Genomic DNA, 14973 nt, shown 5'->3' with positions numbered 1-14973 from the left:
GGCACCCTCCCCTGAGCAAGCAATCCATGGGTTCTGGAGATGACAGTTTGGTAGGAAAGTTCTGGGCGCGGGCTCCGCGGCGTAAAAGAAAGCGCCAGACCCGTCGAGATCGGTGGCGATCCCACATGAAATGGTACGGCCTTCCGGTTTTGGGCTTGCTCATTGGCACATGGGCAACGCTGCGTTTCAGCCTACTGGCCCCGGAACCACCGGTTAACCCGAACGATCTGTGCGAGATCTTCCGAGAGCATACGGTTTGGTACGACTACGCAAGAGACTCCCAGGAACGCTGGGGGACTCCAATAGCGACCCAAATGGCCTTTGTGTATTACGAATCATCGTTCCGAAGTCACGCCCGACCACCGAGAACAAAACTGTGGGGTTTTATACCCTGGTCCAGGCCAACCACTGCATACGGCTATGCACAAGCATTAGATCCCGCATGGGGGGAGTACCTTTCCGCCAATGGCGATGGCTTATTTACTGTGCGAACCGATATGGAATATGCGCTGGATTTTGTGGGCTGGTATAACCACCTCACAAACAGCCAGCTTGGCATTCCCTTTTATAACCCCCGCCAACTTTACCTGGCGTACCATGAAGGGCGAGGTGGCTACGCTCGCAAATCTTATACCCGCAAGCCTGCCATTACGGCGCTGGCGTCGCGAGTTCAGTTGCGGGCATTCCGATACGACAATCAACTGAAAACCTGTGAACAGGAATTCCAGTGCTGGCGCTGGTATCAGTTCTGGCCTTTCTGCGGCTGAGGCCCGGTATTTTTAACCATCTGGGTTAAACTCAATGGCTGATGCCTGGGCACGCAGCCTGTCCACCAGAAACTCTTTTACGATTCGTATCCGCGCCATTTGCTGTGTGTCCTGGCTTACATGAACCCACAGATCAACGCTTTCACCTTCCAGAGGATCAGACAACCTGCGTAACTCCTTTGCGCCCTCACCCAGGAAACAAGGCAAAACCGCAAGCCCTGCGCCCGCGCGCGCCAAAGCGTGCATGGCAAGCAAGCTGTTGCAGCGAATAACGGAGGTGGCATTTTTCAAATGCTTTCGATACCACCGCCCCGTGGCCAGATGACTGAAGGTGTCATCCGGAATAATCCAAAGGCAGTCCTCAGGGTGGTTTTCAATATCAATATCGCGATGACGCCGACAATAACTGGCAGATCCGTAGACTGCAGACTCAATCGCCGCCACACGCTCACCTTCCAGAGTTGCCTGGGGCTTATTCTCAGGGCGCAGAGTAAGATCCGCTTCTCTGTGAGTAAGATTGGTAACGTCGTTATCGGTGAGTACCTCCAGCTCAACGTCGGGAAACTCCCGCACCAACTCAGCCAGAACTGACCCGAGCAATTCGCTCATCATCGTATCTTCAGCCGCCAGCCGTACCTTTCCCACCGGTGCTGAGTCCTGGCCTACCAATTTGCGCTCGAGGTTTTCCATCTCCACAGAGAGCTTTTCTGCATTGCGGAAGGCAGTTTCGCCCACGGGGGTCAGCTGCAACCCATCCCGATTACGCTCGAAGAATTGAACGCCCAGCGTCTCTTCCATCTGGTCAAGGCGACGCAAAACCGTGGTTTGATGTACGCCCAGTATTTCTCCGGCTTTGGCGAGGGTTCCGCCTATTGCCAGAGCATGTATATATCGTAGATAATCCCAGTCCATAGCTACTGCATATTTGCAACAAGAGTACGGAGTTTAACGTATTTACGCTGCAAAATAATACCCTTATAATTCAGTACATAGTCAGAAATAGAATTTTTCCACTCACCTGTAAAAACTCACCAGATAAGGAGGAAGTCGTTATGGCACAAAGACCTATGACAACCGTTCACTCGCTACCGTCCAGTATCCTCCACAACAGTACTGCGGTGAGAAGCCAGCACACTCGTGCGGCGGCGAAAATGGCAGTCCAGTTTATGAGCCGTAAGCTGCGGTCCTTTAACCGTAAGGCTGCAGAAGCAACGCCCGAAATCGTTCAGATGCAAGGCGGACACTGATTCCAGTCAGGCAAACGTAATGAGCTGCACCAATTACCGCAGCTCTGAACCAAGTAGCCAAACTGAAAACGCCGGTGATTCTGATCTCAGAGCCACCGGCGTTTTGCATTACTCGATCAAATTTCCCAAATTACTTTCTTTTTCTGGCCAAACCAACCGTCCATCTTGCGATTGTAGACATCTTCTATAACATTCCGCTTGATCTTCATGGTTGGCGTGAGCATGCCGTTTTCTGTGGTCCAGGGTTCTTTCACGACCACCAAAAACGGTATTTTTTCATGGGCTTCACACTCTTCATTTACTGCGCCCAACTCTTTCAGCAGTTCCTGTTCAAGCTCAGCCCTATCCATACCCCCTGAAAGCGCATCCCGAACGTCTTCAGACAACAGTATCATCAGGCAGGGCTGGGGTTGGTTGGCGCCGGCCACACAGACAGCTTCCACCGAGGGGTGGTTGAACCGGTTTTCAATAGGAACCGGCACAACGTATTTCCCTTTTGAGGTTTTGAAGAGGTCTTTCACTCGGCCGGTAATTTTAAGGTAGCCATTTGCATCAATCTCCCCCATATCACCGGTTTTAAGAAAGCCATCATCGGTGACGTCTTCGCGGGTTTTTTCTTCGTTTTGATAGTAGCCCATCATCATCCCTGGGCTTTTCACCAGTAACTCTCCCCCTTCGCCGATGCGATGCTCAACCCCGGGGTTGGCCTCACCTACCAGGCCTATCGTGGCTCGTCCGGGTCTGCTGGCATGGGAGTATCCGAAGTTTTCTGTCATGCCATAAACCTCAAGCAACTCCAGGCCAAGGTTTCGGTACCACAGGATGATTTCTTCAGACAATGGTGCAGCGCCGGTGAGGGCTGCCCGGCAATGATCCAGCCCCAACTGTTTGAGCACTTTCTTTTTCACCGCAGAACGCACAAACGGGATGCTGAATAGCAGCTTTTGTTTCTTGGGTGGCAACTTGGCGTTTACCCCAAGATAAAACTTCATCCACAAGCGCGGGACTGAGAAGAATAGAGTCGGCCGGGCACGCTGAAGATCCTGCTGAAAGGTGTCCAGGTTATCGGCAAAATACACATGAAAGCCAAAATACAGCGACTGGGTTTCAACCGCCGCCCGCTCTGCCACGTGCGCCAAAGGAAGATAGGACAGCATACGATCCTCAGAGGACACCGAGAACATCTGTTGCAGCCCATCTGCCACCGACATCATGGCTCCGAAATTGTGCATAACTCCTTTAGGGCGCCCCGTGCTGCCGGACGTGTAAACAATCGTGGCAAGTGCATCCTGGCTCGGTAACTGCGGCGCCGCCGGCTCATGTTTGGCAATAACGTCAATCCACTTGGGGGTATCATCGCGCGGCGACATGGGCAGAGAAATGATTGGAAGATCAGGAGGAATGTGGCCTTTTATATCATTCCAGCCATCTGCGGTGCCATCAAGTTTACCCAAAAACAGCAACTTGGCATCAGAGTGCTCAAGCACATAAGCAGCAGCGTCCCCGTTAAGCGTGGGATATAAGGGCACGGAAACGTGCCCGGCGGCCCAAATGGCGAGATCCGACAGTATCCAGTGCGCACTGTTTTTGCCGAGAACGGCGATATTACTGCCCTCAGACAACTCCAGACTGTTGAGGTGGGCCGCCATGCGCGACACCTGGTCGGCAGCCTGCTCCCAGCTAATATTTTCTACCGTACCATCGGGATAGGGCTGGGTGAGGTATGTTCTTTCAGGGCTTTTTTCTGCCCAGTAGTACAAACAGTGCAAGGAGGTCTGCTTGCGGGGATCCAATGCCATGAAAAACTCCTGATTATTGTTATCGTTGACGAATTCAGACAAACATCTGAATTCGGATTCACTCTAATGCAAATTTGTTTGTTTACACAAATATTAGTGTTAATTGGCGCGAGCTCAATGGCATTAAACACCTGCCTTAGTGGCTAAACCAACCCTTGCTCTGTAATGACTTGCTGAAGCTGGTAATTTTTTATGTGACATTCATCAAGATTGGTCTAAAGTGAAAATCGAAGCTTATCGCTTTTCATCACTCATAGGAGACAGCCATGAGGCAGTCGACCCGCTCTTTACTGATTTTTCCGGCTTGGGGAGTTATTCTGCTTGGCTCCGCCGCGTTCCTGTACAGCGCCTTTGCGGGCATGCTGGGCACGTAAGTAGCTGACGATTCAAGAATTGCGAAAAGCGCCTAACGCCGGAAGCGGGTTTCCAGAACTACGGCTGAGTTAGTGCGCTCAACGCCTTCAAGATTACCAATCTCGTCCAACACCGCGCTCAATTCTTCAAGAGACTGAGCCTGCACGATTGCTATGAGATCGTACTCTCCGCTTACCGAAAACAACTGCGACACCTGGCTAATGCCTTCAAGTGCATTGTTTGTTCGCGCCGTTAATTTTTGAGCCACTTTAATAGAAACATGGGCTTCCACCTGGCTGGCAGTAAACGCTCCGCCTAGCTGTACTGCATACCCTGCAATCACTCCGCTGGCTTCCAGCCGGGCTATTCTGCTTTGCACCGTTGAGCGCGACAGTTTCAGCGCCCTGGCCAGGTCCGTAATGCTGATTCGCGCATTCTGACGCAGCAGCATCAGCAGCTTTTGGTCGTTACTTTTTATCATTTCGAAAAATTGCCTCGCTGTTTTGTGCAAAGCATAGCCCATTACGATCAAAACGCATCTGCAAACCGGCAAAGCATCACTGCATACTGTCTCGAAACAACGCCGGGTTGCCACTTATGATCATTCGCCCCATTGCAGACAAAGATCTGGAAACCCTTTACCAGATAGCCGAAGAGTCTGGCCCGGGATTTACATCTCTGATGCCCGACCGGGACGCTTTGGCCCAAAAAATTGCCCATTCCACGGCAAGCTTTGGCCGCAATGTGCGCAGCCCTGGCGACGAGCATTACCTGTTTGTACTGGAAGATGAAACCACTGGCGACATTCTCGGCACCACGGGTATTGAGGCAAACACCGGGCACACCCAGCCGCTTTACCACTTCCGGCGCAACACAGTTACCCATCACTCGCGGGACCTTGATGTTCGCCGGAGTGTGGAAACCCTCACCCGCTGCAACCACTACACAGGCTATTCCGAGATTTGCTCACTCTATTTGCGCCCCGAGTTTCGCCGGGCCAATGCGGGCAAGCTGCTGTCCCGGGTGCGCTTCCTGTTTATGGCACAGCACCCGGAGCGTTTTTCACACAAGGTGATTGCCGAAATGCGCGGTGTTTCTGATGCCGCAGGCCAGTCACCCTTTTGGGACTGGCTGAGCACACACTTTGTCGACATGGAGTTCGCCCAGGCTACCCATCTGGTCGGTGCCGGCTACACAGATTTCATTGATGAGCTGATGCCCTCCCATCCACTCTATACTTGCCTTATGAGCCCGGAGGCACGAGCGGTTCTTAGCCAGGTGCACAAGCACACCCGGCCAGCTTTGCAGATTCTGGAGGCGGAGGGTTTCAAGCATAAAGGCTTGATAGATCTGTTTGATGCAGGCCCAACGGTGGAGTGCGCCCTGGCGGAGATTCGCAGCGTCAGGGCCTCATCTGAGCAACGGGTTTGCGTGGATGAAGGCCTGGCTGGCGCAGAAGCGCTCTTTGGGCACACCCGCCAGCAGCAAAGCGAACCCACCCTGATAGCAAACACAGGGACAGCAAACTTTCGGGCCACCGTTACAGCGGAAGCATCCGACGATTCAGGTACGCTGGTAATTCCCCACGCTCTGGCGGAAAAGCTTTGCCTTGATAATGGCAGCACTGCGCGCACTTTGCCCCTGAACCATAGAACGGCAGCGGTACACTCACAAGATACGGTTACGGAGTTAAACTATGCATACTGATCGCAATGCCTTGTTCGAAAACCTCTGGCAGGATTACAAGGCGGTCACACCCTCGGCTGCACATATCCACCGCATTCTGGGTGCCGAAGAAGGTCAGGCCATCATCAACGACCATATCGCCCTGCGTACTTTTAACCTGCAGCCGGTTGGCCTGGAGGCTCTAGCAGAGCATTTTCTGGCTCTGGGGTACCAGGAAGGCGGCGAGTACCATTTCAAAGCCAAGAAGCTCTATGCCCGACATTATGAGCACCCAGACCCCGAGGCTCCAAAGGTGTTTATTTCAGAGTTGCTGACAGAGCAGTGCTCACCAGAGTTGCAGGCTGTAGTGCACAAACTGGTTGAGCAGGTAACACAAGAACAGGTTACCGCCGACAACTTTCTTTATTCCGGCCGGCATTGGGACCTGGATTCACAAACCTACCAGCAACTGCTGGAAGAGAGCGAATACGCTGCCTGGCTCGCGGCCTGGGGTTACCGGGCAAACCACTTCACGGTAAGCATTAACCACCTGAATAACTTTGAGACCGTGACCGATATAAACCAGCTGCTGAAAGACATGGGCTTCACAGTAAATGCGTCAGGTGGCGAGGTGAAGGGTTCTCCCAAAGAATTGCTCGAACAGTCATCCACAATGGCTGACCGGGTTCCGGTTCAGTTCAGCGATCGCGAAATGACGATTCCCAGCTGCTTCTATGAGTTTGCACTGCGCTACCCGAAGCCAGACGGCAATCTTTACACAGGGTTTGTTGCCGCTTCGGCCGACAAAATTTTTGAAAGCACCAATGCCGGCATGTAAACACTTGACAGTCCACCCGTGTACCAGCCGGAAAGCTACGCTAAACTGCCCCCTTGTTCCCGAACAATTCCACTTGTTCAATGCAACAAGGAGTATCAATGAAGCCTGTTGTCACACTTGTACTGGCCTGTCTTCTTGTATTGGCCGGCTGCCAGTCGTCGCCATCCACAAACCCGGCCGCCGGGCTAAACAGTAAGAGCCAGCCAGAAAGCGCGAAGCCAAAAAGTGCCGATGCCGTTCTGCTCAGTTCCCAGCATTGCCTTAGCGAATATCTGAGGGAGCAAGGCAGGGTTCACTACGGCCCCTGCCTGAAAGTCATCAGTGTAGACAACAGCCCACCCCGGGTCAGGGATGACGGCTTTATAGAAATACATATAGCCACACCCATCACCCTCAATACCAGCTGTGTATACCGCCATGCGGATGGCTCACCTATCCCGGCTACCATGGAAACAACGGCTTTCCAGATAACTCCGAGCACCTTCAAACAGCCTGGGCAACGCTGGTACCTGCATGCGCACAAGCAGGCCAGGCAAGTGGTTGGTTGTGAGCCCACACTCTCGCGGTCTAAAAAACCCACCTACAAAACGGACTGATGGTTTGAATAGTTTCTGGCAAGGATTAACCAGCATTCAGCCGACCAAGAGATTCAGAACCTCATGACAACTGATATCAGCATCGTCTGGCTCGGTACACTGGCAAGCCTGGCAGCAGGGCTCGCAACCGGCATTGGTGCCTTGGCAGTGTTTTTCGTTAAAGACCTGTCTGACCGGTTGCAGGACAGCATGCTGGCGGCGGCTGCGGGCGTAATGCTGGCCGCATCCTTCTTTTCTCTGATACTTCCAGGGCTGGAATATGGAGAGGCTCTGCTGGGCTCAAACTGGGCAGCTGCACTGCTTGTGATATTCGGTATTCTGTTTGGCGCCGGGGCTCTTTATTACCTCCACCAGAACTTGCCCCACGAACACTTTAACCTGGGCCCAGAGGGGCCCGATTCTGTCCATATTCGCCGCATCTGGCTGTTTATTATCGCCATAACACTTCATAACTTTCCCGAAGGCATGGCCGTGGGAGTTGGCTTTGCGGGTGGCGATGTTCGTAATGGCTATGTACTAGCTCTGGGCATTGGCATTCAGAATATTCCTGAAGGACTTGCCGTGGCATTTTCGCTGATTGCCATCCAGTACTCGCGGGCTCGCGCCTTTACTATCGCCCTTCTGACCGGGTTGGCTGAGCCAATTGGTGGCCTGTTCGGTGCCGCCCTGGTATCGCTGGCAGAACCGATAATGCCGTGGACACTGGGGTTTGCTGCAGGCGCCATGCTGTTCATCATCAGCAACGAAATCATTCCCGAGACCCACCGAAGCCGGTACAAAGCCCAAACCACCTTCGCATTGTTAGTCGGCTTTGTGGTGATGATGTTTCTGGATGTCACCTTGGGTTGAGGCGCCTGCCAGCGCCACAATGTCCTCATACTGGCGAACCTGAACAACCTGCTCGGCCGCCGGCTTGGCAACCAGACTGCAAACCTCGTTAACCATGGCAGATGCAACGGTTTGCGCCTCGATAGCACGGTACTTTTCCAGCGGTCCCAGAAGAACCCTGTTAACCAGCGGCATGGCTTTCGCTCCTATGGCTTCCCCGAGGCGGTGCTCTGGTCTGTCGCCCAGCAGCAAACTGGGATGGTATATCGACAAGTAAGGGTAACCGAGGCTTTTCACCGCATCTTCCAGCTCACCTTTAACCCGATTATAGAAAATAGTCGATGAAGACGATGACCCGATGGCCGACATCAAAACAAACCCACTGGCGCCTGCAGCACGGCCAAGTTCAGCCGCTTTCAGGCAGTAGCCGTAGTCTACTTTTCGAAACTCTTCCTGAGAGCCCGCCTTTTTGATGGTAGTACCCAGACAGCAGACGATCACATCCACCTCAAAAAGCTTTGCGTAATCTGCCATGCGGTCAAAATCCATTTCCTGCTGCTGCAGCTTGCCATGAACGGATTCCAGGGGTTTCCGAACAGGCACAACCACCCGTTCAACCTCGTCGCGGGCCAGCAGGCCAGCGAGAACCATCCCACCGGTCAGCCCGGTGGCACCCAGCAATAACACCTTCATAATGCTCTCTTTGTTCTGCGTGAATACTCATGGTATCAAATATCCGCACAAGCTACGGAGCTACCTGACCCGAAGAGCAGCCGGAAATGTTCTATAAATCCTTCAGGTAGTGTAGCCCGGATAGCTGATCCATCTGGCCACGAATCCAGAAAACACGATCCTGAACATAGGGCGATGGCGAGGCAACATTTAACACCTTCGGATTGGGCAGAACAGCAGCCAATCGGGCCGACTGACTAGCCGACAACTGCCGCGCAGAGATCCCGAAATACGCCCTGCTAGCGGCTTCCACACCGTATATACCCGGGCCAAATTCGGCGATATTCAAATACACTTCAAGGATTCGCTGCTTGGACCACAGCCCGTCAACCGCCAGCGCAAGCGCGGCTTCCAGGGTTTTACGGACAAAACTGCGGCCGTTCCAGAGAAACAGGTTTTTTGCGGTTTGCTGGGTAATGGTGCTGGCACCCCTGAGGCCGTCGCCAGCATGATACTCAGCCAAAGCTTTGCGAATCGCCTCAAAATCAACGCCCCAGTGCTCAGGAAACCGCTGATCCTCGCTGGCCACCACCGCAAGGGGCATCCAGGGGGAGATGTCCGAGAAGCTAACCCATTGCTGCTGCACCTCTTTGTGGGGGTTAGTCAGGCTGTAGCCAAGCATGAACGCCGAGGTGGGAGGATTTACATACCGAAGCAAGAGCAATACCGACAAGAACAGCAGCACCAGCGTAATGAATACCCGGGCAATGCCACGACACAGCCGTTTTGATAGCGATTTACCAGCCATTCACGCCCCTGACCTGTCGCTATCGGCCTCGCCGGTGCGCACCACAGTCGTGCCAATCACCCGAAGGCAGTGCTTGCGGCACACGGCATTAAACGGTGTTTTTCCAGCCTCATCGCCGTCCACTGTTACGGTTTTTTCTTTGGAGGTGATGATATCGCAGCACCTGCCCTTCATGTGCACCACTGTACTGGTGCGTTTGGGTGACTTCCCGCTGAATCGCACCAGCAGGAACGTAAGCAGCAATTGCATCACAGGACGCGGTTTCACCGCAATAATATCGAGCACCCCATCATCTGCCGTTGCTTGCGGGATTTCATTGCCGCCGCCGAAATAGGCACCGCTGGAGACAGCTATCGACAGCCAGCGACCACGCACAATCGCTTTGTCACATGATATTTCTGCGCGAAACCCCCGCTTGGCACTTACCTGTTTCAACAATTCCACGCCATAACTGAAGCGCCCCAAAAGCTTTTTGGCAACGCCCTGTGACTCCTGTGCTGCGAGCGCTCCCAGCCCGATATGGGCCACGTTCAGAAAGATGCCATCCCCAAACTCTGCCACATCCACTTTTTGGGTGGTGCCTTGTCGAACCAGCTCACACACCGCAGCCGGGTCTTCCGGCAAAGCGAGGTTTCGGGCGAAATCATTGGCCGTGCCTGACGGCAGCACCGCAAGCGTTGCCTTGTGCTCCAGGCATATCCGAGCGGCGGCGTTAACAGACCCATCACCCCCTGCCACCATTATAGTGTCACCGGGTTTTACGTTTGCCGTCCAACTCTGATCCTGAAGGTCACAACACTCCGGATCTGTAATGTCGGCTTTCGCCAGCTTTACAAGCCAGAACTCCCGCCCTCTCTGACCACTGCCTGCGTTAGGGTTTGCTACCAGCCAATAAGTCATACCATTACGCTCGCTGTAACAACATCCAAAAGCTTCAAACCACCAAAGATACCTCAAACATGCCATTTTGGTTGTTACCATACGGACACAGGAACTGTTTCCAACTGCCGCATTGTCTGACTATAGTTAACGCCTGAACTCAACCTCACTCTCTGGAAACACGCAATGATTACAGACCTGATCACGCCTGTTCGCGCCAAAGCACAACTTGCCGCCCTCAAGCTAATAACAAAACTGATTCCAAGCCCAATACCCAACATGTTTCTGGGGGTACAGTCCCGGTTAAGGCTGGTTGAACACATGGCGCACTTCGACTTCAAGCGGGTTCTGCTTGTGACCGACGATGTGCTATTTCAGCTGGGGATCACCGATCCAATTGAGGAGCATCTGAACAAGCTGGGGACCAAAACGGTTGTTTACAGCGGCGTAACACCAGACCCGGGGTTTCTGGTTGTAGAAAAAGGCCTGGAAATACTTCACCAGAATGGCTGTGATGCGGTATTGGCCATTGGGGGCGGCTCATCTATTGATGCCGCGAAAGTGATTGCTCTGGCTGCCTCCAACAGCAAAACACCTGAGGAGCTGGTTGGGATTCTCAAAGCTCGAAAACCATCTCTCCCACTGTTTGTTATTCCCACGACTGCCGGCACGGGCTCTGAAGTCACTATAGGGGCGGTCATATCGGACGAAACTACCCACGTAAAAAATCTCGTGATTGAGCCAAAGGTAGTCCCTCTGGCGGCGGCGCTGGATCCGGAGATTATGGCAGGCATGCCCAAGTCAGTAACCGCAGATACGGGCATTGATGCCCTGACCCACTGCCTGGAATCCTGGATCAGTGATTTCTCAACACCTGAAACGGAGTTTTACTCCGGTGCCGGCGTAAAGCTGGTACTCAAGTACCTGGAAAAGGCCTGCGAAAATGGCCAGGACTACGAGGCCCGGGATGCAATGGCGCTGGCGGCAAACTACGGCGGCTTGGCCCTGAACAAAACGGGGCTGGGGTACGTGCATGCCATTGCACACCAGCTTGGCACACAATATGGCGTTCCTCATGGCCGGGCTAACGCCATTGTTCTGCCGCACATACTTGAGGTGAACAGGCACAGTGCACAAGCCCGAATGGCCAAACTGGCCAGGCTGTGCGGCCTTGCCACGGATACAGAGGCAGACTCCCTGGCAACCGACAAGTTGATCCAGCGTATCAATACACTACTTGCCACCTTGCCCATCGCCTGCGAAGTGAAGGGTATCGATGAGAAACACTTTACAGTCATGGCACAAGCCGCCATGAAAGAAGCGCACGGAACCTACGCCGTGCCCAAATACATGAACAAGAATGAGATTATTCAGGTGCTACGCATTATAGATGGGCAAACTGCATAACAGATCCGTGCGCCAGAACGCTCCTTAGCCGGGGTGTTTCTGCGACACCACCAAGGCGACACCCGTAATGGAAACAATTCCCCCGATAATTGCCAATACGCCTAAGCGCTCATCAAATAGCCAAAAGGCTTCCAAAGCAGTGACCGGAGGGACTAAATAGAAAAGACTGGCGACCTGGGACGCAGCACCACGGCGAATCAGCCACATCAAAAGCAGAATGGCGCCAATGGAAACACCCAGGACCAGCCAGGCCATAGAAAGCTTGAGTTGTAGAGCCCAAACTACTTCGCGGGTTTCCCACATCAGCGCGCCAACGGCAAAAAACATGGCAGCGGCGCCGTACTGTATGATGGTGCCGGCCACCAAATCTGCACCTGTTCCATAGCGCTTTTGATACACAGTACCCAACGAAATGCCGGCCAGCGCCAACAGTGCCCATATCAGCGTCCACAACGAAAACGCCGCCCCCGGGTTACCTGCCCCGGCAAACTTTTCCAGCAAAACCAGAGTGACACCCACCAGGCCGAACCCCAAGCCCAGCCACTGCCTCCACGAAATGGCTTCTTTCAACACAAGAACCGCGACACCGGCGGTGACAAGCGGCTGCAAACCAACCACCAGCGACACTATGCCCGAGGGCATTCCGCCCTGAATGGCATAGTAGACGCCCCCCAGATAACAGCCATGAACAAGCAGCCCGGTTACGGCAAGGTGGCCAGCCGCTCGCCAGCCTGGCCAGCGGGTTTTGAGTACACCGGCAAGTACCACCAGTATGCCGAGGGTTAGCAGCATCCGGATAAGCAAGAGGGTAAATGGTTCGGCGTAGGGCAAACCGTATTTTGCACCGATGAAGCCAGTGCTCCACAACCATACGAACAAGGCAGGAACAAAAATCGAATAGAAAAAGGAGCGCATAAATAACTGCCGGGGTCAGGTATCTGAAGCAAAAGTTAGTTTAGAGCCCAGCTCGCAAACAAACCAGATACAGGCACCCGGCCGAGCAACCATCACAGATGACGCTGGGGATCAGTCTGCGAACTTTATGTCGTAAGTATGGACTTCAGCTTCTGCGTTAGCTCTACCGCTTCGCTGCCCATTGGCGTGAGGTAGCCTCCGTCATCCCGACTTATCAAGCCCTTGGCGAATAGCCGCTCTGCTGCTTGAACAGTCTCAGGTGCCGCATCGCTACGGTGCACTTTAATACCAGCCTGGCCTGAAGAAGATTCAAACTGGGACAACAGGTTCAGTTCGGCAATATTGTCTGGTGAAAATGGCATGGTGTTTCCTTGTCTGGTTTAGTGGTCAGATACTTTGTTTTCGCTTTTTCTGATCAAGGGTCAGATCCCGCTCGGTTTCATTCCACTGCTCGGAAAGTGCGTCGTAGGCATCCGAGAAGCCTTTTTTCGCTCGTTCCCATGCAGATGCTGAACTGGCTTTGAGTTCGTTATACCAAGCTTGTACTCGCTCACGCTGCTCACGCAGAGAGGCAAGGCTGTCTTTGGAGCGCTCCCGCGCAGTGTTGCTCATGTCATCCCAGTTCTCTGAAAGCTCTTCCTCGAGTTCTGCAATACGCTTATCGAGCGCCGAAAGCGCACGATTAATCGAATCTTCCGCCAGATCCTTCTGGTCAGCGCCGTACTCTTGCAGCGCCTCGCCGAGCTCTTGGGTTTCACGCTTGAACTCATCAACAGCAGAGTCTGCAGATTCTGCATGGAGTGGTCCCGCAAGCACTAAGGTAGCTGTAATGAGCAAGGCACCAACAATGTGTTTCAAAGTCATAAATTACTCCGGGGGCAGATTCTTAAAGGATAGCAGTAGCGCCACCATAACAATATGCCGACAGGAAGCTTATCTTATAAAAGCTTAATACGACGGCAATGAAACCTGTTTAAAGCATTAAAAACATAAGGTTAAATTCAGCAATTGTGTACGAAAAACACATCGACAGGATTCCGGAGTTGCTGAGTATTTGTGCATTTTGGCAAACCTGTGCCATTTTGAAATGGAAGCCATACATAGAGGAATGATTATGCTTTATTGGGCTGTAGTCTGTCTTGTCATCGCCATTATTGCCGGTGTCCTTGGTTTTGGGGGCATCGCGGGTACAGCGGCGGGCATCGCCAAGGTACTTTTCTTTATCTTTCTCGTTCTTCTGGTGATTTCTCTCATTGCCAATGCTGTTCGCGGGCGGGGACCAAAAATTTAGCAACCTGAATGAATTTGATCAGCGTTTCGGCCCGGGCACCAACACGCCCGGGCTCCCCCCTCCCGGTAACACTTTAACGACAAGACGTAATATCATTTCTGCTCGGTAACGCCGTATAATCTTTAAATCTACCTGCCTTCAGGTAAACCTGCAGCATGATTATTGATTGCGCTTTTCGTGAGTAGCTAATGATACGCCTTCAACAACTCGCTCTGCCCGTGCTCATCGCATTGATCTGGTTTTCTGCTCCCACTGCAGCAGACAGTATCAAACGCATTGTGCATCCGGATGGCAGAATTGAGTTTACCAACGTAAAAAGCAATAGCCCCGTGCGAGCTTCCAGCAAAAGCGAAACCGTATTTCGCTACAAGGATGACAATGGCATAGTTGCCTACACCAGTACCCGGCCTTCGGTAGCAGACTTTGATGTTATCAGCTTCCACTGCTACGCCTGTGACCCGGACTCCCGGGTAAATTGGCGCACCACCCCACTTTTCGCTGGCCGCTATGAAACAGAAATAAAATCATCGGCCCAAGAGCATGGTGTAGACCCGGCACTGGTGCGTGCGGTGATTCATGCGGAATCTGCATTCAATGAAAAAGCCCTTTCACCCGTGGGTGCCCAGGGGCTTATGCAGTTAATGCCGGGCACAGCTCTGGAAGTCGGCGTGCAGAATGCCATGGTGGCTGCAGATAACATTCGTGGCGGGGTGACCTACCTGGCAAAAATGCTGGAGCGCTTCAAGGGTGATACCAGGCTGGCCACTGCGGCATACAATGCCGGGCCGGGGGCTGTCAGCCGTTACGGTGGCGTTCCACCCTATGCTGAAACCAAGGCTTACGTTGAACGTGTAGGCATACTGCGCGAACGCTATGCCAGCAACTGATTAAATGACCGGAAGCCCCA

Annotated in this window: 18 protein-coding genes; 9 read left to right on the top strand and 9 right to left on the bottom strand. The window is 53.1% G+C overall.

Annotated features, from left to right (window positions below):
• Positions 1-125: 125 nt before the first annotated feature.
• A complete protein-coding gene (locus tag CDH47_RS03985) occupies positions 126-767 on the top strand; it encodes a transglycosylase SLT domain-containing protein (protein ID WP_193601549.1) in 642 nt (213 codons plus the stop codon).
• A gap of 12 nt (positions 768-779) precedes the next feature.
• Here the strand turns inward: CDH47_RS03985 and CDH47_RS03980 are convergent, their stop codons facing one another.
• On the bottom strand, positions 780-1679 hold the full coding sequence (locus tag CDH47_RS03980) for a LysR family transcriptional regulator (protein ID WP_100638509.1): 900 nt from the start codon (positions 1677-1679) through the stop codon (positions 780-782).
• Positions 1680-1819: 140 nt separating this feature from the next.
• Between CDH47_RS03980 and CDH47_RS03975 the strand changes: the two genes are divergently transcribed.
• Positions 1820-2014 (top strand): hypothetical protein, encoded by a 195-nt coding sequence (locus CDH47_RS03975; protein ID WP_100638508.1) that lies wholly within the window; start codon positions 1820-1822, stop codon positions 2012-2014.
• Between the two features lie 116 nt (positions 2015-2130).
• On the opposite strand, the gene CDH47_RS03970 is transcribed toward CDH47_RS03975, so the two are convergent.
• Positions 2131-3813, bottom strand: a complete 1683-nt coding sequence (locus tag CDH47_RS03970; protein ID WP_100638507.1) for an AMP-binding protein — start codon at positions 3811-3813, stop codon at positions 2131-2133.
• A 406-nt stretch (positions 3814-4219) separates the two neighbouring features.
• Positions 4220-4648 (bottom strand): Lrp/AsnC family transcriptional regulator, encoded by a 429-nt coding sequence (locus CDH47_RS03965; RefSeq protein ID WP_100638762.1) that lies wholly within the window; start codon positions 4646-4648, stop codon positions 4220-4222.
• Between the two features lie 116 nt (positions 4649-4764).
• Between CDH47_RS03965 and astA the strand changes: the two genes are divergently transcribed.
• From astA to CDH47_RS03945, 4 genes are all read left to right on the top strand, one after another.
• A complete protein-coding gene (gene astA / locus CDH47_RS03960) occupies positions 4765-5874 on the top strand; it encodes an arginine N-succinyltransferase (RefSeq protein ID WP_100638506.1) in 1110 nt (369 codons plus the stop codon).
• The gene (locus CDH47_RS03955) at positions 5864-6670 is read left to right on the top strand and encodes a DUF1338 domain-containing protein (protein ID WP_100638505.1); all 807 of its coding nucleotides are present in this window, start codon (positions 5864-5866) and stop codon (positions 6668-6670) included. Before astA ends, CDH47_RS03955 begins: the two co-directional genes overlap by 11 nt.
• Positions 6671-6768: 98 nt before the next feature.
• A complete protein-coding gene (locus tag CDH47_RS03950) occupies positions 6769-7266 on the top strand; it encodes a hypothetical protein (RefSeq protein WP_100638504.1) in 498 nt (165 codons plus the stop codon).
• A 63-nt stretch (positions 7267-7329) separates the two neighbouring features.
• Positions 7330-8115, top strand: coding sequence for a ZIP family metal transporter (locus CDH47_RS03945; protein WP_100638503.1), 786 nt, complete (start codon positions 7330-7332; stop codon positions 8113-8115).
• Here CDH47_RS03945 and CDH47_RS03940 read toward each other — a convergent pair.
• From CDH47_RS03940 to CDH47_RS03930, 3 genes are all read right to left on the bottom strand, one after another.
• Positions 8068-8787, bottom strand: a complete 720-nt coding sequence (locus CDH47_RS03940) for a Rossmann-fold NAD(P)-binding domain-containing protein (protein WP_100638502.1) — start codon at positions 8785-8787, stop codon at positions 8068-8070. The genes CDH47_RS03945 and CDH47_RS03940 overlap by 48 nt on opposite strands.
• Positions 8788-8878: 91 nt before the next feature.
• Positions 8879-9574 carry a monofunctional biosynthetic peptidoglycan transglycosylase gene (mtgA, locus tag CDH47_RS03935; RefSeq protein WP_100638501.1) on the bottom strand — a complete coding sequence of 232 codons (696 nt, stop codon included), beginning with the start codon at positions 9572-9574 and terminating at the stop codon, positions 8879-8881.
• Positions 9575-10474, bottom strand: coding sequence for a YegS/Rv2252/BmrU family lipid kinase (locus CDH47_RS03930; RefSeq protein ID WP_100638500.1), 900 nt, complete (start codon positions 10472-10474; stop codon positions 9575-9577). It abuts the gene before it with no gap.
• Between the two features lie 165 nt (positions 10475-10639).
• Here CDH47_RS03930 and CDH47_RS03925 point away from each other — a divergent pair, with 165 nt between their 5' ends.
• On the top strand, positions 10640-11860 hold the full coding sequence (locus CDH47_RS03925; RefSeq protein WP_100638499.1) for an iron-containing alcohol dehydrogenase: 1221 nt from the start codon (positions 10640-10642) through the stop codon (positions 11858-11860).
• 24 nt (positions 11861-11884) lie between these two features.
• Here the strand turns inward: CDH47_RS03925 and CDH47_RS03920 are convergent, their stop codons facing one another.
• The 3 genes from CDH47_RS03920 to CDH47_RS03910 all read right to left on the bottom strand — a co-directional run bounded on the left by CDH47_RS03920 (position 11885) and on the right by CDH47_RS03910 (position 13639).
• Positions 11885-12775 carry a DMT family transporter gene (locus CDH47_RS03920; RefSeq protein ID WP_100638498.1) on the bottom strand — a complete coding sequence of 297 codons (891 nt, stop codon included), beginning with the start codon at positions 12773-12775 and terminating at the stop codon, positions 11885-11887.
• 125 nt (positions 12776-12900) lie between these two features.
• Positions 12901-13137, bottom strand: a complete 237-nt coding sequence (locus tag CDH47_RS03915) for a TIGR02647 family protein (RefSeq protein WP_100638497.1) — start codon at positions 13135-13137, stop codon at positions 12901-12903.
• 25 nt (positions 13138-13162) lie between these two features.
• Positions 13163-13639, bottom strand: a complete 477-nt coding sequence (locus CDH47_RS03910) for a hypothetical protein (protein WP_100638496.1) — start codon at positions 13637-13639, stop codon at positions 13163-13165.
• 250 nt (positions 13640-13889) lie between these two features.
• On the opposite strand from CDH47_RS03910, the gene CDH47_RS03905 reads away from it, so the two are divergent.
• Positions 13890-14066 carry a DUF1328 domain-containing protein gene (locus tag CDH47_RS03905; protein ID WP_100638495.1) on the top strand — a complete coding sequence of 59 codons (177 nt, stop codon included), beginning with the start codon at positions 13890-13892 and terminating at the stop codon, positions 14064-14066.
• A gap of 188 nt (positions 14067-14254) precedes the next feature.
• Entirely contained in the window at positions 14255-14953 is a 699-nt protein-coding gene (locus CDH47_RS03900; protein ID WP_100638494.1) for a lytic transglycosylase domain-containing protein, read from the top strand.
• The last annotated feature ends 20 nt before the right edge of the window (positions 14954-14973 follow it).

The organism is Marinobacter salexigens, assembly GCF_002806945.1.
In the GTDB taxonomy this organism is placed as follows: Bacteria; Pseudomonadota; Gammaproteobacteria; order Pseudomonadales; family Oleiphilaceae; genus Marinobacter; species Marinobacter salexigens.
This window is presented reverse-complemented; position numbering and strand designations above follow the sequence as displayed.

What these genes read in the sequence shown, in the direction of transcription:
- CDH47_RS03985 (WP_193601549.1), top strand. Translation starts at nt 126, where the DNA reads ATGAAATGGTACGGCCTTCCGGTTTTGGGCTTGCTCATTGGCACATGG.
- CDH47_RS03980 (WP_100638509.1), bottom strand. Translation starts at nt 1,679, where the DNA reads ATGGACTGGGATTATCTACGATATATACATGCTCTGGCAATAGGCGGA.
- CDH47_RS03975 (WP_100638508.1), top strand. Translation starts at nt 1,820, where the DNA reads ATGGCACAAAGACCTATGACAACCGTTCACTCGCTACCGTCCAGTATC.
- CDH47_RS03970 (WP_100638507.1), bottom strand. Translation starts at nt 3,813, where the DNA reads ATGGCATTGGATCCCCGCAAGCAGACCTCCTTGCACTGTTTGTACTAC.
- CDH47_RS03965 (WP_100638762.1), bottom strand. Translation starts at nt 4,648, where the DNA reads ATGATAAAAAGTAACGACCAAAAGCTGCTGATGCTGCTGCGTCAGAAT.
- astA (WP_100638506.1), top strand. Translation starts at nt 4,765, where the DNA reads ATGATCATTCGCCCCATTGCAGACAAAGATCTGGAAACCCTTTACCAG.
- CDH47_RS03955 (WP_100638505.1), top strand. Translation starts at nt 5,864, where the DNA reads ATGCATACTGATCGCAATGCCTTGTTCGAAAACCTCTGGCAGGATTAC.
- CDH47_RS03950 (WP_100638504.1), top strand. Translation starts at nt 6,769, where the DNA reads ATGAAGCCTGTTGTCACACTTGTACTGGCCTGTCTTCTTGTATTGGCC.
- CDH47_RS03945 (WP_100638503.1), top strand. Translation starts at nt 7,330, where the DNA reads ATGACAACTGATATCAGCATCGTCTGGCTCGGTACACTGGCAAGCCTG.
- CDH47_RS03940 (WP_100638502.1), bottom strand. Translation starts at nt 8,787, where the DNA reads ATGAAGGTGTTATTGCTGGGTGCCACCGGGCTGACCGGTGGGATGGTT.
- mtgA (WP_100638501.1), bottom strand. Translation starts at nt 9,574, where the DNA reads ATGGCTGGTAAATCGCTATCAAAACGGCTGTGTCGTGGCATTGCCCGG.
- CDH47_RS03930 (WP_100638500.1), bottom strand. Translation starts at nt 10,474, where the DNA reads ATGACTTATTGGCTGGTAGCAAACCCTAACGCAGGCAGTGGTCAGAGA.
- CDH47_RS03925 (WP_100638499.1), top strand. Translation starts at nt 10,640, where the DNA reads ATGATTACAGACCTGATCACGCCTGTTCGCGCCAAAGCACAACTTGCC.
- CDH47_RS03920 (WP_100638498.1), bottom strand. Translation starts at nt 12,775, where the DNA reads ATGCGCTCCTTTTTCTATTCGATTTTTGTTCCTGCCTTGTTCGTATGG.
- CDH47_RS03915 (WP_100638497.1), bottom strand. Translation starts at nt 13,137, where the DNA reads ATGCCATTTTCACCAGACAATATTGCCGAACTGAACCTGTTGTCCCAG.
- CDH47_RS03910 (WP_100638496.1), bottom strand. Translation starts at nt 13,639, where the DNA reads ATGACTTTGAAACACATTGTTGGTGCCTTGCTCATTACAGCTACCTTA.
- CDH47_RS03905 (WP_100638495.1), top strand. Translation starts at nt 13,890, where the DNA reads ATGCTTTATTGGGCTGTAGTCTGTCTTGTCATCGCCATTATTGCCGGT.
- CDH47_RS03900 (WP_100638494.1), top strand. Translation starts at nt 14,255, where the DNA reads ATGATACGCCTTCAACAACTCGCTCTGCCCGTGCTCATCGCATTGATC.